This is a genomic window from Herbiconiux sp. 11R-BC (assembly GCF_049472555.1).
In the GTDB taxonomy this organism is placed as follows: domain Bacteria; phylum Actinomycetota; class Actinomycetes; order Actinomycetales; family Microbacteriaceae; genus Herbiconiux.
On sequence record NZ_JBCEBO010000001.1, the window covers coordinates 260,988 to 278,546 of the forward strand.

Genomic DNA, 17,559 nt, shown 5'->3' on the forward strand with positions numbered 1-17,559 from the left:
CGTCTCCCCCGAACGCAGAGTAAGGAACCACCGATGACCGATCAGCCCCAGTTCCCCGGCACGCCGGCCCCCGGCTCCACGCCCGCCGGTGCGCCCACGGCCCCCGCTGCGCCCGCGAGCCCGTCCGCCGACGAGCTGCGCCAGGCTCTCGCCCGCGTGCGCACCGAGGTGGGCAAGGCGGTCGTGGGGCAGGACGGCGCCGTGACCGGGCTGATCATCGCGCTGCTCGCCCGCGGTCACGTGCTGCTCGAGGGGGTGCCCGGCGTGGCGAAGACGCTGCTCGTGCGCACCATCAGCCAGGCGCTCAGCCTCGACACCAAGCGCGTGCAGTTCACGCCCGACCTCATGCCGGGCGATGTCACGGGCTCGCTGATCTATGACGCGAAGGCGGGCGAGTTCTCGTTCCGGGAGGGGCCGGTGTTCACGAACATCCTGCTGGCCGACGAGATCAACCGCACGCCGCCCAAGACCCAGTCCTCGCTGCTGGAGGCGATGGAGGAACGGCAGGTGAGCGCCGACGGCGTCACCCGGATGCTGCCCGACCCGTTCCTCGTGGCCGCCACCCAGAACCCCATCGAGTACGAGGGCACCTACACGCTGCCCGAGGCGCAGCTCGACCGCTTCCTGCTGAAGCTCGTGCTCGACCTGCCCGAGCGCGAGACCGAGGTCGCGGTGCTCACCCGCCATGCCAACGGCTTCAACCCGCGCGACCTCGCGGCCGCCGGGGTGACGCCCGTGCTCGACGCCGCACAGCTGAAGCTGGCGCAGCAGGCGGTGACCGCCGTGCAGGCCTCCCCCGACGTGCTCGGCTACATCGTCGACCTGGCCCGCGCCACCCGGCAGAGCCCCTCGGTGAAGCTCGGGGTCTCGCCGCGCGGCTCGACCGCGCTGCTGGCGGCCGCTAAGGCCTGGGCGTGGCTCAACGGATCGCCGGGGGTCACGCCCGACCACGTGCAGGCGATGGTGCTGCCGGTGCTCCGCCACCGCGTGCAGCTGCGACCGGAGGCGGAGCTCGAAGGGGTGTCCGTCGACGCCATCCTGCGCTCCATACTCACCCAGGTGCGGGTGCCGATGTGATCGCGCCGACGAGCTCCCCGGGGAGGCGGGCGTGAGCGTGTCGGGGCGGCTGGTGGGGCTGCTCGCGTTCGGGGTGGTGCCGGTGGTGGTGATCGGCGCGCTGTACGGCCAGGCCTTCGCGGCGCTGGGGGCGTGGGTGCTGCTCGTGGTGGTGCTGCTCGTGATCGATCTCGTGGCCGCCGGGTCGCCGCGGCGCGTGGCACTCGAGCGCGCGCTGCCGGCGCGGGTGCGGCTGGGTGAGACGGCCGCGAGCGTGCTCTCGATCACGAACACGGGGCGACGGATGCTGCGGGCCGTCGTGCGCGACGCCTGGCAGCCCTCGGCGGGGCCGGCTTCGAACCGCTCCGCACTCGTGGTGCCGGCCGGCGAGCGCCGGGCGCTCACCATCGCCCTCACGCCGTTCCGCCGCGGCGAGCGCCGCACCGAGACCGTGACGATCCGCTCCTTCGGGCCGCTGCACCTCGCGGCCCGGCAGGCCACGCTGCAGGCGCCCGGCCGCATCCGGGTACTGCCTCCCTTCAACTCCCGCAAGCACCTGCCGTCACGGCTGGCGCGGCTGCGCGAGCTCGACGGGCGCACGAGCGTGATGATCCGCGGGCAGGGAACCGAGTTCGACAGCCTGCGCGAGTACGTGCGCGGCGACGACGTGCGCTCGATCGACTGGCGGGCCACCGCCCGGCACAGTGACGTGATGGTGCGCACCTGGCGGCCCGAGCGCGACCGGCGCGTGGTGATCGTGATCGACACCGGCCGCACCCAGGCCGCCCGCATCGACGACGAGCCCCGGCTCGACACCGCCTTCGAGAGCAGCCTGCTGCTCGCCGCCCTGGCCACCCGCGCCGGCGACCGGGTCGACCTGGTGGCCTACGACCGGCGGCTGCGCGGGCGGGTGCACGGGGCATCCGGGCCCGAGCTGCTCTCGCGCATGGTCGACGCGATGGCGCCGATCGAGCCCGGCCTGATCGAGATGGACTGGACCGCCGTGCCGGGCCTCGTGCGCCAGGTCACCACGCAGCGCTCGCTCGTGGTGCTGCTCACGGCCATCGACGCCCCGGGCATCTCCCGGGAGCTGCTCGCGATCGTGCCGCAGCTCGCGCGCGACCACCTCGTGGTGGTTGCCTCGGTGACCGACCCGGATGTGCTCGCGAGCGTGCAGCGCCGCAGCGACCGCGACGAGGTCTACCGCGCCGCCGCCGCCGAGCGCGCGCTGCTCGACGTGGCGCGCGTCACCACCGTGCTGAAGCGCTACGGAGCCGACGTCGTGACGGGATCCCCCGCCGACCTCCCGCCGGCCCTCGCCGACCGCTACCTCGCCCTCAAGGCCGCCGGCCGCCTCTAGACGGTCAGCCGGCCACGAGCTGGGTGGCGCCGGCCTCGAACTCCTCGAGGTCGCCCGTGTGGCCGGCCCGGGCGGCGCGGCGGCCGAGCACGAGCATGTAGACCAGGAAGGCGGCCAGGGCCGCGGCTCCGATCGTGATCTTCACCGGCCAGGGCCAGGGTGCCGGGGTCACGAAGCCCTCGATGATGCCCGACACGAAGAGCACGAACACGAGGCCCACCGCCACGGTGAACAGCGAGCGCCCGTTCTCGGCGAGAGAGCGGCTGCGGGTGAGCGGGCCCGGGGCCACCCAGGCCCAGAAGAGGCGCAGCCCCGCGGCGGCGGCCACGAAGATGGCGGTGAGTTCGAGCATCCCGTGCGGGAGGATGTAGGTCACGAAGACGTCGCCGTTGCCGGTCTGGATGAGCACGCCGGCGCTCACCCCGAGGTTCTGGGCGTTCTGCAGCACGATGTAGGGAACGTAGACGCCGAGGATGCCGAAGGCCAGGCACTGCGCGGCGATCCAGGCGTTGTTCGTCCAGACCTGGCCCGCGAACGAGGCGGCGGGATTGGTGGAGTAGTAGTCGATGAAGTCGTGCTCGGCGTACTGCTTGAGTGCCGCATCCGATCCGAGGGCGGCGACCACCGCGGGATTCTGCACGATCCACACGGCGTAGAGGGCGGCGATCAGAAGGGTCGCGACCGCGACGCCGAGGGTGATCCAGCGGATGCGGTAGAGCGCGGCCGGAAGGTGCACCGCGAAGTACAGCGGCAGCTGGCGAAGCACGTTCGCGCCCGCCCCGGTGAACCGCAGGCGTGCCCGCGAGAGCGAGACCGACAGGCGGTCGCCCTGCGCGGTGGAGCCCGCCACGGTCTTGATGGCCGAGAGCTGCGTCGAGCCCGACTGGTAGCGCTCGATCAGCTCATCGGCCTCGCGGCCGGTGAAGCGGCGGCGTCGGCCGAGGGCATCGAGACGATCCCATTCGTCGCGATGAACTTCTGAGTAGGCGTCGAGATCCATCTGCTTAGATGATATTCATGACGCAGCCGTTCGGGGCAGGATCGGCCGGTTCCGGCGTGGCCGGTGTGGCCGGCGCCGCCGCGGAGCCCGTGGTGGCCGACGACGAGCTGCTGACCGGCGAGGCGGTGGCGCTCGACGTGCGGCCCGCCGGATTCCTGCTGCGCGCGTTGAGCGGGGCGATCGACTTCGCGGTGCATGTCGGCACACTCGTGCTGGCCTTCATCGGCCTGTCGGTGGCCCTCGCCGACTCCGGCGTCGACCAGGCCCTGGCCCAGGCGATCTTCACGGCCACCCTCGTGGGATGCCTCGTGCTCGCCCCCATCGTGGTGGAGACGGCGTCGCGTGGCCGCTCGCTCGGCAGGCTCGCGATCGGCGCGCGCATCGTGCGCGACGACGGCGGAGCCATCTCGCTGCGGCACGCCGTCATCCGCGGGCTCACCGGCTTCGTCGAGATCTACGCGACCTTCGGCGCGCTGGCCCTCGTCACCTCGATGCTCAACGGCCGCTCGAAGCGGCTCGGCGACCTGCTGGCGGGCACCTACAGCCAGCACGAGCGGGTGCCGCATCCGCTGCCCTTCGCCGTGGCCGTGCCCCCGGAGCTGCTGATCTGGGCGCGCACCGCCGACGTGGCGAAGCTGCCCGACCGGCTCCAGCGCCGCATCGTGCAGTTCCTCACGCAGTCCGACCGGATGCTGCCCGCCACCCGCGAGCGCCTCGCCTTCGAGCTCGCCGGCGAAGCCGCGCCGTTCGTGTCACCGCTGCCGAACGTGCACGCGCACGTCTTCCTGCTCGGCGTCGCCGCGATGCGACGCGACCGCGAGTACCGCGCCCTCGTCATCGAACGCGAGCGGCTGGCCCGGATGGACCCCATCCTGCACGGCCTGCCGAACGGCTTCCCCGACCGCTGACCGCGCGTCACTCCTCGCGAGTCGCCAGAAAACGCCCCATCCTCGCGGACTTGGGGCGTTTTCTGGCGACTCGCGAGGAGATCAGTAGCGGTAGTGGTCGACCTTGTAGGGGCCGTCGACGCTGACGCCGATGTAGGCGGCCTGCTCGGGGCGCAGCGTGGTGAGCTCCACGCCGAGGGCGTCGAGGTGCAGGCGCGCCACCTTCTCGTCGAGGTGCTTCGGCAGCACGTAGACGCCGACGGGGTACTTCTCGGGCGTGAGGTAGAGCTCGATCTGCGCCAGCACCTGGTTGGTGAAGGAGTTGCTCATCACGAACGAGGGGTGACCGGTGGCGTTGCCAAGGTTCATCAGGCGGCCCTCGGAGAGCACGAGCACACTGCGGCCCGTGGGCAGGCGCCACTCGTGCACCTGCGGCTTGATCTCGACCTTCTCGGCGCCCTCGAGCTTGGCGAGGCCTGCCATGTCGATCTCGTTGTCGAAGTGCCCGACGTTCGCGATGATCGCGAGGTGCTTCATCTGCAGGATGTCCTCGACGCCGATGACGTTCACGTTGCCGGTGCCGGTGACGAAGATGTCGACCTCGCCGACGACCGAGCCGAGACGCGCGACCTGGAAGCCGTCCATGGCGGCCTGCAGCGCGCAGATCGGGTCGACCTCGGAGACGATCACGCGGGCGCCCTGGCCCTTGAGCGCTTCGGCGGCGCCCTTGCCGACGTCGCCGTAGCCGACGACGAAGGCGACCTTGCCGCCCATCAGCACGTCGGTGGCGCGGTTGAGGCCGTCGGGCAGCGAGTGCCGGATGCCGTACTTGTTGTCGAACTTCGACTTCGTGACGGAGTCGTTCACGTTGATGGCCGGGAAGAGCAGCTCGCCCTGGGCGGCCAGCTCGTAGAGGCGGTGCACGCCGGTGGTGGTCTCCTCGGAGACGCCCTTGATCTCGGCGGCGATCCGCGTCCAGCGGTCGGAGCTCGCGGCGAGCGAGTCGCGGAGCAGCTGCAGGATGACCCGGTATTCCTCGGAATCGCCCGCCGCGGCATCCGGAACCGCACCGGCGGCCTCGAACTCGAGGCCCTTGTGCACGAGCAGGGTGGCGTCGCCGCCGTCGTCGAGGATCATGTTCGGCCCGATGAACGTCTCGCCCGCCGCAGCGGCCTCGGCGCTCCAGTCGAAGGCGCGCTCGGTGCACCACCAGTACTCCTCGAGCGTCTCCCCCTTCCAGGCGAACACGGGCACGCCGGCCGGAGCCTCGACGGTGCCGGTGGGGCCCACCACGATGGCGGCGGCCGCCTCGTCCTGGGTCGAGAAGATGTTGCAGCTCACCCAGCGCACCTGCGCGCCGAGGGTCACGAGGGTCTCGATGAGCACCGCCGTCTGCACGGTCATGTGCAGCGAGCCCATGATGCGCGCGCCGGCGAGGGGCTGGGTGGGGCCGAACTCCTCGCGCAGGGCCATGAGCCCCGGCATCTCGTTCTCGGCGAGGCGGATCTGGTGCCGGCCGGCTTCCGCCAGGGCGAGGTTCGCGACTTTGAACGGAACGGAGACGGCGGTGACGGATGCGGTGGTCATGACTCCATCATCGCAGAGTCGGCGGCAACCGGCCCAGTGACGGCCGGCCCAGAGTTAGCCGGCCCAGAGGTAGCGGGTTCAGTGGGCGCCGACGTGGCGCATGATCTGCCAGCCCTGCGGCGCCGAGAGGCGCTCGGTGTGCCGGGCGCACAGGTCGTAGCTGTGGGGCTCGGCCACGGGGCTCAGCGGACCGACGACGACGAGCGAGTCCGCGTAGTCGTAGGTGAGGGTCGTGATCGCCTCACCGCGGCATGAGGGCCGCGAGCATTCCCTGTTCGTCATCGTTGTCAGCCTAACCTCGGGCGCCCGCCCGGCTGCCGCACTCGCGCCCCGTGTCGCAGGGCCGGACCGTAGACTGGAGCCATGGCCCGCTCACGCAGAACCCCGCGGTCGGCGACGATCCGGGCGCGCACGCGCAACCGCCATGGGCGCGACCTGCGTTCCTCGGTGGCCGGGCCCCATCTGCCGTTCCTCCGGTCACGCATCGACCTCTTCGACATGACCGTGGCGTCGACGGCCGAGTACCTGCGGAGCGTCTGGCCCAACGAGCTCGCCAACGTGAGCTTCGAGGTGGCCACGATGCCGTTCGGCAGCTTCGGCTCGCCCGACCACGTCGACCGTTGGTCGGTCACGAAGAACCGGGTCATCCTGTTCCGGCTGCCGATCGAGCGGATGTCCCGGCTGCACCGCGACGACGAGGTGCACCGGCGCCTCGCGATCGAGTCGTGCGTGTTCCGGGCCGTGGCCGAGCTGCTCGGCAAAGACCCGTGGGACCTCGCGCCCGACCGCTACCGGCACCTCTGAGCGATCAGGGGTAGACGACCACCGGTGCGGCAGCCGGCCCGGGCGGCACCACGGCGAACGACGACGAGAAGCCGTCGCCGAAGTAGGTGACCGCCGCCGACAGCGAGGCCGACGCGGCCACGGTGTAGGAGGTGCCGGCCTCGAGCGGTACGTAGCGCGTGCCGGGGACGATGGTGACCGAGGTCTGCACTCCGGCCGGCGTGGTGAGCGTGATGGGCACATCCGCCCCCGTGTTGTTCACGAGGTGCAGGCGCGGGTTCGGCCCGGATGCAGCAGCCACGAAGAACGACGGCGCGAGCGGCGAGACGGCCTGGTACCAGGCCAGGTCGACCGCGCCGTTGGCGATGGTGGAGGTGCGGGCGCCGGCCACGAGCGGCTGGTCGGACTGGATGTCGACGGTGTAGACGCCGTCGGGCACGTCCTGCAGCGGGAACTCCGTGACGATGCCCGGGGTGAGACCCACCTGGTAGGAGGTCTGGAAACCGCCCGTCTTCTCCTCGGTGACGCGCACGGTGACCGAGGCCGGGTCGGGGCCAGGAACGTACATGCGCACGATGCTCTGCAGGTCGGCGGCGTCGGGAGTGCCGAGGCGCTGCGCGATCGAGGAGGTGCCGGAGACCTGAACTCCCGGGATGGTCTGCGTGCCGGCGGGAGCCGTGGTGGGGCCCGCCATCTCGACGCCGCCCGGCTCGAGGCCGCGCACCACGCTGTGCTGCACGGCGGCGTAGACCGCGCCGACCGTGGTGACGACGTGCACGACCGGCGAGGCGAGGTCAGGCGCGAAGCCCGCGAGCGACAGGATGCGCGTCGAGCGGGCCGGCACGTCGATGTTCTTCGAGCCGGGTGAGGTGATGGTTCCCTGATCGCCGAACACGGTCAGGTCGACGACGGCGGGCACGTCGCCGGGGTTCGAGAGCAGCACGAAACTCGTGCGGCCGACGGTGGTCGCGCCGGCCACGAGCCAGCTGTCGGTGCCCGCCTCGCCGCAGGCCGTGGAGGCGAAGCCCACCAGGTCGCCCGAAGCGACCGTCTGCGACTGCGCCGCGGCGAACAGGGTGCCGGCGGCCGCCTCCTGCGCCGGGAGCCCGACGCGGGCCGGTGCGGTGTCGGAGGAACCGGCGCGGTCGTCGGGCGAGGAGAGCCCGCTGACGTCGAGCGGGGTCGAGGCCTGGGCGGCCGCCGCTTTCAGCTGCGCGGTTCCGACGCTCGAGATGGCGGTGGCGTCTTGGCCGGTGCTGTCGGAGAGACGCACGAGCGGTCCGGTGCACGCACGCACCTGCTCGGCGGGAGCCGGGTCGATGGTGAAGGAGGCCGGTTGCGCGGTGACGCCGGGCAAGGGGAGCACGACGGCGGCGCCGACGGCGACCACGGCCACGGCGGCCACCACGAGGCCCGTGACGACACGGGCGCCGGTGGCGAGAACTCTGCGGTTACCGGCCATCGCGGGGAGCCTCCGGGTTCTCGTCGTGGTGCGGGCGTTCGGGATGCGCGGTGCCGGGCCGCCCGTCGGCGGGCTGTTCGTCGGCGGGCTGTTCGTCGGCGGGCTGCTCGTCGCCGCGGTCGCGCTCCTCGCGCTCGAGGGCGTCGCGAACGCTCACCACGGTCTCGTCGTTCGGGTCGTAGTCGTCGAGCGCCGCCGCCGCCGCCGCAGCCGCAGCCGCAGGGAACGGTGCCGCGGGCAGCGGGGCCACGGGCTCCCTTTCGGGCTCCGGCTCCGCGGCCGGGATCGCGGTCTCGGTCAGCGGATCGACACCCGGCGACCCGAGGGAGTCGAGAGCCGCCGGCTCTCGGGCGGCCGTGACGGCGGGCTCGGGCTCGGGCTCTCGCTCGGCCGCGGCGGCCGGCACCGGGGCGGCCACGTGCCCGGCGGCAGGGACCGGCTCACCATCGAACTCCGGCTCGGCCCCGGCCGTCGGCGCCAGAGCGGCCACGTGCCCGGCAGCAGGGAGCGGCTCAGCCTCCTGTGCACCCACCGACTCGGAGGCGGAATGGGGTTTCGCGGCCGGCTCGGCGGCGGAGAGCGGCTCGTCGGCCGGCTCGGCGACGAGGACCGGCCCGCTGCCGGACAGCGGCGCAGGCTCCTCGCCGTCGACGACGTCGGCCACCACGTACGTGACCGCAGCGGCACCGACAGCACCGGCCGCAGCAGACCCGGCGACCGGCGTGGGCGCATCCGGTGCCGACGCATCCGCAGCCTCGACCTCGCCACCTTCCGCCGATGCCTCAGCGGCGGGAGCGGGCGCGCCCGGAGCGGGAGCATCCGGGGGCAGATCCTGCTCCTCCACCACCTCGAGCGCCTCGGGCTCCTCGCCCACGGCCACGTCGTCGTCGAACTCGCTCGTCTTGTCCTCGGCGAGGGCCTCCTCGACCGAGGCGGCAGCGGCGACGTGCGCCGTGGCGCTCACGGCGCGGTTGCCCTGCACCTGCAGGCGCCCCGCGGGCAGTGCGAGCAGCAGCGCCACACCGAACACGAAGCCCTGCACGATGAGCACGAGCACCCCGGTGGCCCAGCCGGTGTTGGTGGGCGAGGGCGCCGGCAGCGACGCCGCGGTCGTCGTTCCCGCCACCTGCCAGAGCCGGCCGGTGTCGGTGTTGCCGATGAGGGTGAACTGCGGGTTGCTGTTGAGGGCGTTCGCCGTGCGCGCCGTGATGTCGTCGGCGCCCGGCCCGGCCTGATCCGCAGCGGTGGGCTCGAGCACCACGAACTGGATGCCGAGGGCGGTCAGCCGGCTCGCGGCATCCTGCCCGCTGACGGCGGCCGCGTTGCCCACGATCGAGGCCAGTTCCACCCGCTTGTCGTCGACCAGCGTGTTGGTCGACGCGAGCGTCGACTGCTCGTTGAGCGTCGGGCCGGCGCCGTGCACCACCTGTGCGGCGAGCGCGCCCGAGGCCTGCGGGGCGAGCAGCAGGGTGCCCACGCGCGGCGTGGTCGACGACTCCGCGGTCACGTAGGCCGGCAGCTGGATACCCGTGCCGGGCTTGGCCTCGGCCGTTCCGAAGAGCACGCCGAGGCCCATCGGCAGCACGATCACGGCGATCGCGACCGAGGCCACGACCGCCGGCAGCCCGGCGATGCGCGGCACGGCGGCGAGCGCGAAGAGGGCGGCGCCGGAGAGCCCGAGCCAGTAGAGGCTGAGGCCCGAGCCCGGCCAGATGGCCACGGCCTGCGACCCCGAGGTGGCGAGCGCGAGCTGCGTGGCGAGCACGGCGGTGCCGAAGCCGAGGATGGCCACGACGGCCGCGAAGACCGCCCGGTAGCTGCCGGGCAGGAAGAGTGAGGCGAGCGCGAGGAGGCCGAGTGGCACGGCGAGCGCCGCGAGCACGATGGCCACGACGCCGGGAGCGATGCCGACCGAGGCGCCGATCGACTCCCAGCCCGCCAGTCCCGACTCCGGCAGGCCCAGCAGGAGGTGCGTGACCGACACCGGCGCACGCCACACCGGCAGGCCGGGGTCGGCGAGGATGGCGAGCGGCGTTCCGCGCTCGAACTGGTTCCACGCGAGCGGCCCGAAGAGCACGAGGGCCGGGATCGGGATGCCGATGAGCCGCGCCACGTTGCGCCGCGAGGCGATCGTGGCCACGATCCACAGCACGATCAGGGCCGGCCAGAGCGACGGGGCCACGGCGAGGACCGCAGCGAAGAGGATGGACGCCATCGCCGAAGCCGACCACGACTTGGGCGCCGAGAGAGCGGCAAGAACGAGCCAGGGCAGCAGGATGTGCCCGAGAACGGCCGCGATCACGCCGGCGTCGAGCGCACCCAGGAAGGGCGGCGCGAGAACCCAGAGCACCGCGGCGAGGCTCCGGAGCAGAGGACGCTCGGTGAGGTGGGCCGCGAGGAACCAGGCGCCGAGGGCGGCGAGGGGAAGCGCCACCAGGTAGAGGCACACGATGGCGAACGAGGGCGACCAGAAGGTGATCGAGCCGAGCAGGGCCAGCACCGTGGCGAAGGGATCGGCGGCGCCCACGAAGCCGAGGCCGATGTCGCGGAACCCGGTGCCGATCTGCGCCCACATCGCTCCCACGCTCGACTCGAGCGGCAGCGCCCCGCCGCCCGTGATCGCCGCCGCGCCGAACGCCGGCAGGAAGACGACGAATCCCACGAGGGCGACGACGAGCACGGTCACCACTCCGCCGCTCGAGATGAACTGGATGCGGTCGCGCGAGCCGCGGAGGTAGGTGAGCGCGATCTCGCGCTGCAGGGAGCGGCGCCGGCGGATCTCGTCGCCGGGCATCCGGAGCGGCGCGATGGCCTTCCAGCCCACCCGGCGCGAGGCCTTCAGGCGCCGTCGCGCCTCGGCGGTCTTCGAGCCGAAAGCCGTCTTGAAGGCGGCCGCGAACTCTCCGCCGATGGCACCCGGCTGCTTGCGCACCAGCTGGAACAGCGAGCGCGCGACGGCGAGGGGCACGAGCGAGAGCCAGTGGAACAGCACCGCGAACGCGGGCGCGTAGACCAGGCGGCGGTGCAGCTGAGCGGCTCGGCGCGCGGTCTGCCGCTTGCGGCGGGCCGAACCGCGGAGGGAGCGGCCGGGCCCCGAGTAGCCGTCGCCGTCCGTCGCCACGCGGGCCGCCGGCACGGCCAGCACGCGGTGCCCGGCGAGGCGCACGCGGATGGAGAAGTCGAGCGCGTTGTCGGCCGTCGGCAGAGCCGGGTCGAACCCGCCCACCTCGTTCCAGACGGTGTGGCGCACGAGCAGGCCCGCGGCGCCCATGCCGAGAACGTCGCTCATGCGGTCGTGCTGGGCCTGGTCGAGCTCGGTCTCCACGAGGGGCACACTCGCGCCGAGGCGGGTGATGGTCTCGCCGAACTCGCTGATGTAGCCGGAGTCGTTCCACTCCATCTGCTTCGGGCCGGCGGCGGCCACCGAGGGGTTGACCTCGACCGCCGCGAGCAATGCGGCCAGCGCTCCCGGTTCGGGGGCGGTGTCGTGGGCGAGCAGCCAGATCCACTCGTTCTCAGAAGCCGGCGGGGGCGCCACGCCGAGCGCGTGCGCGATCGCGGTGCCGAAACTCAGGCGACCGGATGCCTGGATGAAGCGGGTGGGCTGCGCGGCGGCGAGCAGCGCAGCCGTGTCGTCGGTGGAGGCGCTGTCGACCACGACGAGCTGTTCGGGCAGCCGAGTCTGCGCCGCGATCGCCTCGAGGGTGCGCGGAAGGTAGGCGGCTCCGTTCGAGGAGACGAGGACGGCAGTGACTCGGGCGTGCATCGCAATGACTCTAAGCGGGCGGATGCGCGGAGCGGGGAGCCCTCACCGGCGTGCCGGTTTCTTATGAATCCGGTGTGAGAGCGGGCGGAAGAGACAACCCATCCGCGATGAAACGCGCCGGCCGCTCGATCTCGCAGGTGCGCCGCAGAGTCGATGGCGCACGGGCGGCGGAGCCGGCGCGGCTAACTCAGACCGCGCGTTTGCGCAGCTTGCGGCGCTCGCGCTCGCTGAGCCCGCCCCAGATTCCGAAGCGCTCGTCGTTCGCGAGAGCGTAGTCGAGGCACTGGGCCTTCACCTCGCAGGAGGTGCAGATGCGCTTCGCGTCGCGAGTGGAGCCGCCCTTCTCCGGGAAGAAGGCCTCGGGGTCGGTCTGCGCGCAGAGCGAATCGGCCTGCCAAGCGAGCGGATTCTCTTCTGCCTCGGGCTGACGGACGCCGGGAACACCGAGGTTGACGGGATCGATGAACCAGTCGTCCGGGACGCCCGAGCGATACTCTGACATTGCCATATCACGCTCCACCCTCTGAACCAGTTTGCGACCTGCCGAAAAACCCCGTTCCCTAATTACACCGATGTAGTTCGCTCACGTCAAGTCGCAGATCGTAAACCCTCAACCGCCCCTGGAGGGTTACGACACGGCGCGCCGCTCAGCTTCCGGATGGACTTTTCGGCCTGTTCATCGATAACCTGCCATCATGCTGAAGAAAGTCGTGCTCCTCGCCATCCCCGGGGTGGCGCCCTTCGAATTCGGCGTCGTCTGCGAGGCCTTCGGCATCGATCGGAGCGCGCACCTCGGCCCGAAATTCGACTTCACCATAGCCACCGCCGAGCCCGGCCCGGTGCCCACGAGCCTCGGCTACGACATGGTCATCACGACGGGCCTCGAGGTCGCGGCCGATGCCGACCTGATCGCGGTGCCGGCGCACGATGTCGACGCGGCCGTGCATCCGGCTGTCGTCGAGGTGCTGCGGGACGCGGAGGCGCGCGGGGCGTGGGTGCTCAGCGTCTGCAGCGGGGCCTTCACCCTCGCCAAGGCGGGTCTGCTCTCGGGCCGCTCGGCCACGACGCACTGGATGCACGCCGAGCGCCTCGCCCGCGACTTCCCCGACGTGACGGTCGACCCCGACGTGCTCTTCGTCGAAGACGGCCGCATCATCACGAGCGCCGGGACCGCGGCGGGCATCGACGCCTGCCTGCACCTCATCCGCACCGAGCTCGGCGCCGCGAGCGCGAACGTGGTGGCGCGCCGCATGGTGGTGCCGCCGCAGCGCTCGGGCGGGCAGTCGCAGTACATCGCCACCCCCATCCCGGTGCACCGCAGCGACTCCTTCGCCGAGGTCACCGAATGGATGCTCGAGAACCTCGAGCAGGACCTCACGATCGACGAGCTCTCCCGCCGTGCCCTCATGTCGCCGCGCACCTTCGCCCGGCGCTTCAAGGCCGACCTCGGCACGACGCCCGGCGCCTGGCTCAACCGCCAGCGCCTCCTGCGCGCCCAGCAGCTGCTCGAGGAGAGCTCGCTGGGGCTCGACGCCGTGGCCGCCGAGAGCGGCTTCGGCACGGCCTCGGTGATGCGCCACCACTTCGCCAAGTCCCTCAACACCACCCCCGCGGCCTACCGCCGCACCTTCTCCGTACGGGCCCTGGCCTGACCGCCGCCCTCGCCCCCTCACCCCTCCCAAAAACAAGGACTTTCAAAAACAAGGAAATGCCACGCGCCACGCTGGGGATTCCCGCGCGTCCCTCGGCGTGTTGGCCCGAATTTCCTTGTTTTTGGCGAGGCAACGAAGGAGTCTCGGACAAGGAGTTGGCCGGGGTCAGTCGTCGAGGAGGGCCGCCCGCACGGCGGCAAGGCAGAGATCCCATTGCGTGAAGACCTGCAACGACGTGAGCCGAACGGTCGGCCGCCCCCACACCAGGGAGACGAGGGTTCGCTCGTGGTCGGTCTCGAACGAAGCTTCATCGTCGTGATGCTCGCGGCCGTCGAACTCGATCAAGGTTCGCCGCCCGATCCGTCCGTCGACGAAGCCGACGCCCGGAATCTCGACCTGCGGCTCGAACGGGATGCCCGCATCCGTGAGTCGGATCCTGGCGGCGGATTCTCCTCCACTCTGCGCACGGCCGTCGACGAGCCCAATCCACTCTCGGCAGCGACGTGGTGCCCCTTCGAAAACCTCGGTCACGGCAGGCAGGTCGAGCAGCTTGTGATGGAGGCAGGAGTCGCTCAGAATGACGGACTCCTCGCGGCTGGATCGCGTCAGCGAGTGGCGCAGCGCCTCGGCGACACCCACCCGCCACCATGAGCCTTCGCCCGCGTAAGCCTCGTCGCACCAGGTGACATCCACTTCAGCCGAGTCGGCCGCGCCCAGGGTGCGTCGCATGTCCCGAGGGTTGCGCAGATGACAGGCGTTCGCCGGAACAGCCACCTCGAGAGGCCCACGCCGTCGATACGGTGGTCGCCGCGGAACCCACACACCATAGGTCTCGAGAGCCGACATCCCGGTAAGACGACCTCCCACGCGAACCGCTCGTTCACCGTCCGGATGAATCCCGGCGACGGCGTACCATCCCTGCCGCACACGGCGCAGCGAACCCGACGCGCGATGAGCGCGGATCTGGCTGTCGCTCAGGCCGAACCGAAGCAGATCTCGACGACGAAGGTAGCCGCCGGTCTCATGGAAGGCCTGCTGCAGAGGATGCATTCCCCCAGGCTGGCGAATGACCGACCATCGCGGCGGCTGGCTCCCGAACAGGTGGAAAAACAACCGGCAATCTGGGGTGTGGATAACTCCCGCCCCAACGTCCCGCCACTGAAAAACAAGGAGATTCTCGGGAACACGCCGCACTCGGACCGGCTCAGCCAGCGTGTTGCCGAAAATCTCCTTGCTTTTGGGGATTTTCCTTGCTTTTGGCGATGGGCGGGGGGAGGGGGGAAGGGGGCTAGGGGAGTTCGTGGGCGGGGGCGCCGGGGGCCGCCAGGAAGACGGTGCCGGCGCCCGTGAAGGCGAGCTCGCCCTCCTCGGGGGTGACGAAGACCGACTCGCCGCGGGCGAGCTCGAACGATCCCGCAGCGCCCGCGACCGTGACCCGGCCGCCGATGCACAGCACGATCGCGGCACCCTGCAGGGCCAACGAGACCCGCGAGGCCACGGTGGGGGCGGCCGTCGACGACGGGAGCACCGCATCCTCCCCCACGTCGATGCGCGCGAGCTCGAAGTCGGGCACGCCGGCGGGCTTGTAGACCGCGAGCCCCGGCACCGGCCGTGCGGGCACGAGGTAGGGCACCGGCATGGTGTCGAAGTCGAGCACCTCGAGCAGCTCGGGCACGTCGACGTGCTTCGGGGTGAGGCCGCCGCGCAGCACGTTGTCTGAGGCCGACATGAGCTCGACCCCGAGACCGCGCAGGTAGGCGTGGATGTTGCCGGCCGGCAGGAAGAGCGCCTGCCCGGCGTCGAGGGTGACCCGGTTGAGCAGCAGCGAGATGACGATCCCGGGGTCGCCCGGGTATTCCTCGTTCAGCAGCACCACGGTCTCGAGCGAGGGCGTGTACGGGTCGGTCATGTGCGCGTGCGCCGGGTGCAGCGCCTTCTCGGTGGTGCGCACGAGGTGCGCGACGAGCGCCGAGACCTCCTCGCCGCCCTCGAGCAGCCAGGCGACGACGGAGCTCAGCACCTGCGCATCCGTCTCGCCCTCGGTCTCGGAGTCCTCGAGCAGGTGCACGATGGGGCCGTAGAGCTCCCAGCGCGGCGCGGTCTGCGAGGCGTCGATGGTGACGAGCAGGTTGACGATCTCGCGCACCTCGGCGAGCGGGCGGAAGCCGCACAGGGCCTCGTAGCCGTCTCGCAGCGCCACGATGATCTCGGGCTTGTGCAGCGCATCCTTGTAGTTGCGGCTCGGGGAGTCGAGCGGCACTCCCGCCGCGTTCTCCCGGGCGAAGCCCTCGCGGGCGCGCTCGAGCGTGGGGTGCGCCTGCAGGGAGAGCGGATGCGCGGCCGCCAGCACCTTCAGCAGGAACGGCAGCGAGCCCTTCTCACCCACGGAGCGGGCCGGATCGGCCGCGATCCACGCCGCGAGGTCGGGGGCGCCGCCGGTCTGCGAGGGATCGACGATGCGGCTGGGGCTGCCCGGATGCGCGCCGAGCCAGAGTTCGGCCTGGGGCTCACCGGTCTCCTCGGTGCCGAGCAGCTGCGGGATGGCCGTGGTCGACCCCCAGGCGTAGTCACGGGGCGTGTTGACGATCTGAACGAACATGGGTCCTGTCTCATGCATCCGGTGACCGACACCGTCGTCGGCCGCGATTATCAGCGAGCTACAAATGTGCGGAGCGCACATCTCTGGCTCGTTAGACCAAACTACCAACCGGCGCGGGTCGCGCCGAGCCACGCGGCTAGGCTCGCCACGCCGAGAACCGAACACCCACGCAATGGAGCAACCACGATGACCTTCGAGCCCCTCGCCAGCGATTTCTACAGCTACGCGAACCTTCTCAGCGACCAGGAGAAGGAATCGCTCGCGCAGCTGCGCGCCTACCTCGAGAACGAGGTGAAGCCGGTCGTCAACGAGCACTGGGAGAAGGCGACGCTGCCCGAGGGCATCATGAAGGGCCTCGCCGCCACCGGCGTCTTCGGCTTCGCCTGGGACGAGACGCGCCCGTTCGAGAACTCGGCCGTGTTCCGCGGCTTCGTGGCGCTCGAGCTCGCCCGCGTCGACGCCTCGGTCGCGACCCTCGTGGGCGTGCAGAACGGCCTCGCGATGGGCTCCATCAGCGTGTGCGGCTCGCCCGAGCAGCGCGCGGAATGGCTGCCCAAGATGGCCGCGGGCGAGGTGGTGGGCGCGTTCGGCCTCACCGAACCCCTCTCCGGCTCCGACTCGGCGCAGGGCCTGCGCACCACCGCCACCCGCGAGGGCGAGGAATGGGTGCTGAACGGCTCCAAGCGCTGGATCGGCAACGCCACCTTCAGCGACATCACCGTCATCTGGGCGAAGGACACCGCCGACGGCCAGGTCAAGGGCTTCATCGTGCCGACCTCGACCGAGGGCTACACCGCCACCAAGATCGAGGGCAAGCAGTCGCTGCGCATCGTGCAGAACGCCGACATCACGCTCGAGGACGTGCGCGTGCCCGAGAGCCTGCGGCTCGCGAACGCGAACTCCTTCCGCGACACCGCGAAGGTGCTGCGCCTCACCCGCGCCGAGGTGGCGTGGGCGGCGGTGGGCAACTCCGTCGGCGCCTACGAGGCCGCGCTGCGCTACACCAAGGAGCGCGTGCAGTTCGGCAAGCCCATCGCCTCGCACCAGCTCATCCAGGACCTGCTGGTCAAATCGATCGGCAACATCACCGCGAGCCTCGGCATGGTGGTGCGGGTGTCGCAGATGCTCGACGAGGGCACCCAGAAAGACGACCACTCCGCCCTCGCGAAGGCCTACACGACGGCCCGCATGCGCGAGACCGTGGCCTGGTGCCGCGAGGCCCTCGGCGGCAACGGCATCGTGCTCGAGTACGACGTGGCTCGGCACTTCGCCGACGCCGAGGCACTCTACTCCTACGAGGGCACGCGCGAGATGAACACGCTCATCGTGGGGCGCTCGATCACCGGGTTCGCCGCCTTCGTCTGAGACCGCGAGAGGTGACGGCCGGATGCGCGGGGCCCGGATGCG

General features: G+C 71.5%; 14 protein-coding genes and 1 pseudogene. 6 read left to right on the top strand and 9 right to left on the bottom strand.

The features are described 5' to 3' along the window. Positions 1-33 precede the first annotated feature (33 nt). Together VD659_RS01185 and VD659_RS01190 are read left to right on the top strand one after the other, a co-directional pair. Positions 34-1,077, top strand: a complete 1,044-nt coding sequence (locus VD659_RS01185; RefSeq protein WP_423259281.1) for an AAA family ATPase — start codon at positions 34-36, stop codon at positions 1,075-1,077. A gap of 31 nt (positions 1,078-1,108) precedes the next feature. Then, positions 1,109-2,416 carry a DUF58 domain-containing protein gene (locus VD659_RS01190; protein ID WP_423259283.1) on the top strand — a complete coding sequence of 436 codons (1,308 nt, stop codon included), beginning with the start codon at positions 1,109-1,111 and terminating at the stop codon, positions 2,414-2,416. A gap of 4 nt (positions 2,417-2,420) precedes the next feature. On the opposite strand, the gene VD659_RS01195 is transcribed toward VD659_RS01190, so the two are convergent. Beyond that, positions 2,421-3,416, bottom strand: coding sequence for a stage II sporulation protein M (locus VD659_RS01195; protein WP_423259285.1), 996 nt, complete (start codon positions 3,414-3,416; stop codon positions 2,421-2,423). A gap of 17 nt (positions 3,417-3,433) precedes the next feature. Between VD659_RS01195 and VD659_RS01200 the strand changes: the two genes are divergently transcribed. Further along, positions 3,434-4,324 carry an RDD family protein gene (locus VD659_RS01200; RefSeq protein WP_423259287.1) on the top strand — a complete coding sequence of 297 codons (891 nt, stop codon included), beginning with the start codon at positions 3,434-3,436 and terminating at the stop codon, positions 4,322-4,324. 81 nt (positions 4,325-4,405) lie between these two features. On the opposite strand, the gene ahcY is transcribed toward VD659_RS01200, so the two are convergent. Together ahcY and VD659_RS01210 are read right to left on the bottom strand one after the other, a co-directional pair. Further along, positions 4,406-5,890: an adenosylhomocysteinase gene (gene ahcY / locus VD659_RS01205; RefSeq protein WP_423259289.1), complete on the bottom strand. Its 1,485-nt coding sequence runs from the start codon at positions 5,888-5,890 to the stop codon at positions 4,406-4,408. A 78-nt stretch (positions 5,891-5,968) separates the two neighbouring features. Then, the gene (locus VD659_RS01210; protein WP_423259291.1) at positions 5,969-6,172 is read right to left on the bottom strand and encodes a DUF3499 family protein; all 204 of its coding nucleotides are present in this window, start codon (positions 6,170-6,172) and stop codon (positions 5,969-5,971) included. 81 nt (positions 6,173-6,253) lie between these two features. Here VD659_RS01210 and VD659_RS01215 point away from each other — a divergent pair, with 81 nt between their 5' ends. After that, positions 6,254-6,694, top strand: a complete 441-nt coding sequence (locus tag VD659_RS01215) for a metallopeptidase family protein (protein ID WP_423259293.1) — start codon at positions 6,254-6,256, stop codon at positions 6,692-6,694. A gap of 4 nt (positions 6,695-6,698) precedes the next feature. Here VD659_RS01215 and VD659_RS01220 read toward each other — a convergent pair whose 3' ends face one another. The 3 genes from VD659_RS01220 to VD659_RS01230 form a co-directional block, all read right to left on the bottom strand. Continuing rightward, positions 6,699-8,135 carry a DUF5719 family protein gene (locus VD659_RS01220; RefSeq protein WP_423259295.1) on the bottom strand — a complete coding sequence of 479 codons (1,437 nt, stop codon included), beginning with the start codon at positions 8,133-8,135 and terminating at the stop codon, positions 6,699-6,701. After that, positions 8,125-11,901 carry a glycosyltransferase gene (locus VD659_RS01225; RefSeq protein WP_423259297.1) on the bottom strand — a complete coding sequence of 1,259 codons (3,777 nt, stop codon included), beginning with the start codon at positions 11,899-11,901 and terminating at the stop codon, positions 8,125-8,127. The genes VD659_RS01220 and VD659_RS01225 overlap by 11 nt, the downstream gene beginning before the upstream one ends. 187 nt (positions 11,902-12,088) lie before the next feature. After that, positions 12,089-12,409: a WhiB family transcriptional regulator gene (locus tag VD659_RS01230; RefSeq protein ID WP_423259299.1), complete on the bottom strand. Its 321-nt coding sequence runs from the start codon at positions 12,407-12,409 to the stop codon at positions 12,089-12,091. A 187-nt stretch (positions 12,410-12,596) separates the two neighbouring features. Here VD659_RS01230 and VD659_RS01235 point away from each other — a divergent pair, with 187 nt between their 5' ends. Beyond that, positions 12,597-13,553: a GlxA family transcriptional regulator gene (locus tag VD659_RS01235; RefSeq protein WP_423259301.1), complete on the top strand. Its 957-nt coding sequence runs from the start codon at positions 12,597-12,599 to the stop codon at positions 13,551-13,553. A gap of 165 nt (positions 13,554-13,718) precedes the next feature. On the opposite strand, the gene VD659_RS01240 is transcribed toward VD659_RS01235, so the two are convergent. The 3 genes and pseudogenes from VD659_RS01240 to manA form a co-directional block, all read right to left on the bottom strand. After that, on the bottom strand, positions 13,719-14,282 hold the full coding sequence (locus tag VD659_RS01240) for a hypothetical protein (RefSeq protein WP_423260050.1): 564 nt from the start codon (positions 14,280-14,282) through the stop codon (positions 13,719-13,721). Between the two features lie 183 nt (positions 14,283-14,465). Continuing rightward, a pseudogene (locus VD659_RS01245) lies at positions 14,466-14,603 on the bottom strand (type IV toxin-antitoxin system AbiEi family antitoxin domain-containing protein); the annotation flags it as partial. Positions 14,604-14,841: 238 nt separating this feature from the next. Continuing rightward, positions 14,842-16,152, bottom strand: a complete 1,311-nt coding sequence (gene manA, locus VD659_RS01250) for a mannose-6-phosphate isomerase, class I (protein ID WP_423259303.1) — start codon at positions 16,150-16,152, stop codon at positions 14,842-14,844. Positions 16,153-16,338: 186 nt separating this feature from the next. Here manA and VD659_RS01255 point away from each other — a divergent pair, with 186 nt between their 5' ends. After that, positions 16,339-17,517 carry an acyl-CoA dehydrogenase family protein gene (locus VD659_RS01255; RefSeq protein WP_423259305.1) on the top strand — a complete coding sequence of 393 codons (1,179 nt, stop codon included), beginning with the start codon at positions 16,339-16,341 and terminating at the stop codon, positions 17,515-17,517. Positions 17,518-17,559 lie beyond the last annotated feature (42 nt).

Excerpts from the sequence above, each read along its gene's own strand:
- VD659_RS01185 (WP_423259281.1), top strand. The coding sequence starts at position 34 with ATGACCGATCAGCCCCAGTTCCCCGGCACGCCGGCCCCCGGCTCCACG.
- VD659_RS01195 (WP_423259285.1), bottom strand. The coding sequence starts at position 3,416 with ATGGATCTCGACGCCTACTCAGAAGTTCATCGCGACGAATGGGATCGT.
- VD659_RS01200 (WP_423259287.1), top strand. The coding sequence starts at position 3,434 with ATGACGCAGCCGTTCGGGGCAGGATCGGCCGGTTCCGGCGTGGCCGGT.
- ahcY (WP_423259289.1), bottom strand. The coding sequence starts at position 5,890 with ATGACCACCGCATCCGTCACCGCCGTCTCCGTTCCGTTCAAAGTCGCG.
- VD659_RS01210 (WP_423259291.1), bottom strand. The coding sequence starts at position 6,172 with ATGACGAACAGGGAATGCTCGCGGCCCTCATGCCGCGGTGAGGCGATC.
- VD659_RS01215 (WP_423259293.1), top strand. The coding sequence starts at position 6,254 with ATGGCCCGCTCACGCAGAACCCCGCGGTCGGCGACGATCCGGGCGCGC.
- VD659_RS01220 (WP_423259295.1), bottom strand. The coding sequence starts at position 8,135 with ATGGCCGGTAACCGCAGAGTTCTCGCCACCGGCGCCCGTGTCGTCACG.
- VD659_RS01225 (WP_423259297.1), bottom strand. The coding sequence starts at position 11,901 with ATGCACGCCCGAGTCACTGCCGTCCTCGTCTCCTCGAACGGAGCCGCC.
- VD659_RS01230 (WP_423259299.1), bottom strand. The coding sequence starts at position 12,409 with ATGGCAATGTCAGAGTATCGCTCGGGCGTCCCGGACGACTGGTTCATC.
- VD659_RS01235 (WP_423259301.1), top strand. The coding sequence starts at position 12,597 with ATGCTGAAGAAAGTCGTGCTCCTCGCCATCCCCGGGGTGGCGCCCTTC.
- VD659_RS01240 (WP_423260050.1), bottom strand. The coding sequence starts at position 14,282 with ATGCGACGCACCCTGGGCGCGGCCGACTCGGCTGAAGTGGATGTCACC.
- manA (WP_423259303.1), bottom strand. The coding sequence starts at position 16,152 with ATGTTCGTTCAGATCGTCAACACGCCCCGTGACTACGCCTGGGGGTCG.
- VD659_RS01255 (WP_423259305.1), top strand. The coding sequence starts at position 16,339 with ATGACCTTCGAGCCCCTCGCCAGCGATTTCTACAGCTACGCGAACCTT.